The 3,214-nt window shown below is 34.3% G+C and carries 2 protein-coding genes; both read left to right on the forward strand.

Annotated features, from left to right (window positions below; translation table 11 throughout):
- Nucleotides 1-246: 246 nt before the first annotated feature.
- Nucleotides 247-963: an inovirus-type Gp2 protein gene (locus I3254_RS00400; RefSeq protein ID WP_238050449.1), complete on the forward strand. Its 717-nt coding sequence runs from the start codon at nucleotides 247-249 to the stop codon at nucleotides 961-963.
- Between the two features lie 953 nt (nucleotides 964-1,916).
- Nucleotides 1,917-2,147, forward strand: coding sequence for a hypothetical protein (locus I3254_RS00405; protein WP_238050451.1), 231 nt, complete (start codon nucleotides 1,917-1,919; stop codon nucleotides 2,145-2,147).
- The last annotated feature ends 1,067 nt before the right edge of the window (nucleotides 2,148-3,214 follow it).

Here is a 3,214-nt window from a genome sequence, read left to right on the forward strand (position 1 = left end):
TTATAGAGAGCAAAAAAAATAGATTAATTAGAGTTTAAAATAGTTTAGTAAGTTATAAATATAAGTCTAAAATAACTTGATAAATCTGCTAAGATATGATTGTTATATCTGTACCCTGATAAATTTAGATAAAATCACGCCCCAACACAGTAGTAGTATAGCTAAGATAATTATGATTTAACTAGGTTAGATACTACTGTCCTTTATGCATGTATACAATTATTATGTAATTATGAGTAATTAATTATGAGAGAGATAACTTTAGATAAAGTTATAGAGATAGACGGTAAGATGTTACCTATTAATACTCAAGGTAAAGGAATGGGTTGTTATGTTGAAGTATTAAAAGTAATTGATGAACAACTAATGGCTATGCTGTCATATCATAATAAAGTGCTTATGGTTAGAGTTGATATTCATATGTCACCTGACTTTATAGCATCTAATAATAGCGTTATGACATTCTACACAAGCAAGATGAGAAAGTGGGCACAGCAGAATTATGATGCCAAACGATTAGGTTTTGTTTGGGTTCGTGAGTTATGTACTTCTAAAAAGGTTCATTACCATGTAATTATTATGTTTGATGGCAATAAGCTACAAGACCATAGAGAGATAACAGCAAAGAGTGTTCAGATAGCAGAAAACTTTAGTGATAAAGGTTATGACTACGTTCCTAACAACCTTAAGGATTGTTTTCATATGATACATAGAGGCAATAAACTTGAGTACAACACCGCTTTTAGACATGCATCATATCTTGCAAAAGAACGTACCAAAGACAAGAAGCATTTAAGTGCTAAAGGTAAGAACTATTCAGCAAGCGAGATACAACCTAATATAAAAAGAGATAAAAAAGAGCTGTTCACAGCAGATGATAAAGTTATAACAGAATTTAATGATAGACCAACACGTAAACCAAAGAAGTCAAAGACTAATAAGTATTCAGATATTTTAGAATGAGAACCACTTTAATTATTGAGCTAGTCGTAAGCTGTTAAACATAGACAGGCATTAATCCTAGTTTATGTAAGTACGTGTGACATTGGCATATAAGGGATAAAGTAAGTTAATAGTTAAGGTGTGGAAGCCTATATAAGCCTTGTAATGTATGGTTTTGAGGCTTGTAGACTACCGCTATTATAGTGAGTAATGACGATAGTTATTAAAAAACTAATAACCTAGTAAACATAAGGCTTACGGTGATATATCAATACGATAAGTTAGACATATTATAAATATAGAGAGCGTTATTTTATATCTAAATAATCCTATTTATCTTAATTATTACCTGAGAGCCTATATAAGCCTTTTTAAGCGTCCTTAGCGCCTTTAAGCTACCCTAGCATAGGAATAAACAAACAAGGGCATTAGAGAGCCGAATATAAGCCCTCACGCAATAGATAAGAGTAAGAGTAAGTACCAATCAAGGTAAGCTGGCAAGTATGATTGATTATATTTAGTTTTCATTCAAAAACCGTTATCAGCTAGTTTCGTAGCCAATCAGGCAGAATAAAAACCGATTGTTGGTATTATTGTTGGTATTGTCAAAAATAATAATCAAGGAATGCCGTAAACACTGGGCGTACAGACGACAGTTTGTGTTCTAGTATAGGAACTAAACAGACAAATCACTGCTAGTCACCTTGTAAGATTGCGGTATATTTTACGGTATATTTCAAAAGCCAATTACTGATAGTCACTGATAACAAAGGTTGTGGCTGCTAGTTTACTTCCTACTGTACCGATCAAACATTAAAAAGCAACTTATCTGACAGGTAAAGCAGATGCTCTTCCAACATATAAAATTATGGATATACAGACAATTGTATATTTGATATCGTTATAAGAGCTTTACAAATTCACTGTCAGGAGATGAAAAATGTATTATGGTTGACAGATTAAAAGGAAGTGATTTGACACGTGCCATGCTAAAGCATGATCAAAATATATGGTGTGCTGTTAGTGATGAGAGTGACCAACAAGCAATAAGTGATCTAAATGGGAATGACTTTACAGCTTACATCTCAAAATTTCAGAATGGATATTTTTATTGTGATGGTGGTATGCAATGGTCATATGCTGTGCCAATTAAGATAGTACCTATAAAATATACAGAAGCAATCTATATTGAAAAAACCTGCTAACTACTGCGGGTTTTTTATTGCTTGAAGATCGTTCTCGGACAGGTAAAGCCACTTATCGAAAATAACCCCATGAAAGATTAAATTCAGCAAAACACCTCGAAATACTCACAGCAAGTACACCCACAAGTACACTGAGCGAACCAATCAAACAACATTCCTTTGCTTATCAATACTTTACCTATTGAGCATGGTACCCACTACAGGTACCACTATCGTTTTTAGCAATATTATTTTTCTACAGATAACAAAAAACCCCATTCATCACTTGACGGATAGATGGGGTTTATCGTTTAATTGGGTAACGGTTACAGCGTGTTGAAGCACACTGTAACGGACAAATAAGCATGTGCAGTGCGTTATTTGAACAGTATTGAATACCCGTTTAAGGGTTATTTTATCCATATCCTGCTCAAAACTCAACTCTCTGTTACGATTTATTATATATAAAACCGTTTATTTATCCGTTATAGCCTTGTGCTGCTCTCTCTGTACTGTACCCGTCAAATGGGTGGCAGGCATCAGTGACGACTGCGTTTGACATAAGGGTAAAGCTCCCTACAGGGGTGACTAGACAAAGGATAAGAGCAACGCAATGAGTGGTTACTTGTGCATATCGTAGCGGTATATTGGGCAAATGCCCTTGCTAGCGTATGACAGCACAGTAGCGGTTATGAGCGTGTCTAGGCGGTATATCAGCCGTAATCATAACAACCGTAGCTTGATATAGTGATACGGTCTTGATGATGCGATGGGCGATGAAGTCGGCATACGATTAATCACATCAAATCCAAGAAATGCACTAAGGTGTTTACAGGTCATTCTGTAAGTGCTTTAGGGTAAGTATTTCTTGAAATCAGCTCAAGGCTCCAAAATCAGCATCGGAATTACAACAACAACAACGACAAAATAAGTTAGCTATTTAGTACTTATTGATTGATTAGAGAGTCGATAGTGTTGATTTTGACTACAAGTATTAGTTTGAATATTTACTTATAGAGAGCAAAAAAAATAGATTAATTAGAGTTTAAAATAGTTTAGTAAGTTATAAATATAAGTCTAAAATAACT

Origin of the sequence: Psychrobacter sp. Ps2 (assembly GCF_022129405.1) — a bacterium.
Classification (GTDB): Bacteria; Pseudomonadota; Gammaproteobacteria; order Pseudomonadales; family Moraxellaceae; genus Psychrobacter.

Bases quoted from the DNA above. Each gene is read 5' to 3' on its own strand.
- I3254_RS00400 (WP_238050449.1), top strand. From the start codon at position 247: ATGAGAGAGATAACTTTAGATAAAGTTATAGAGATAGACGGTAAGATG.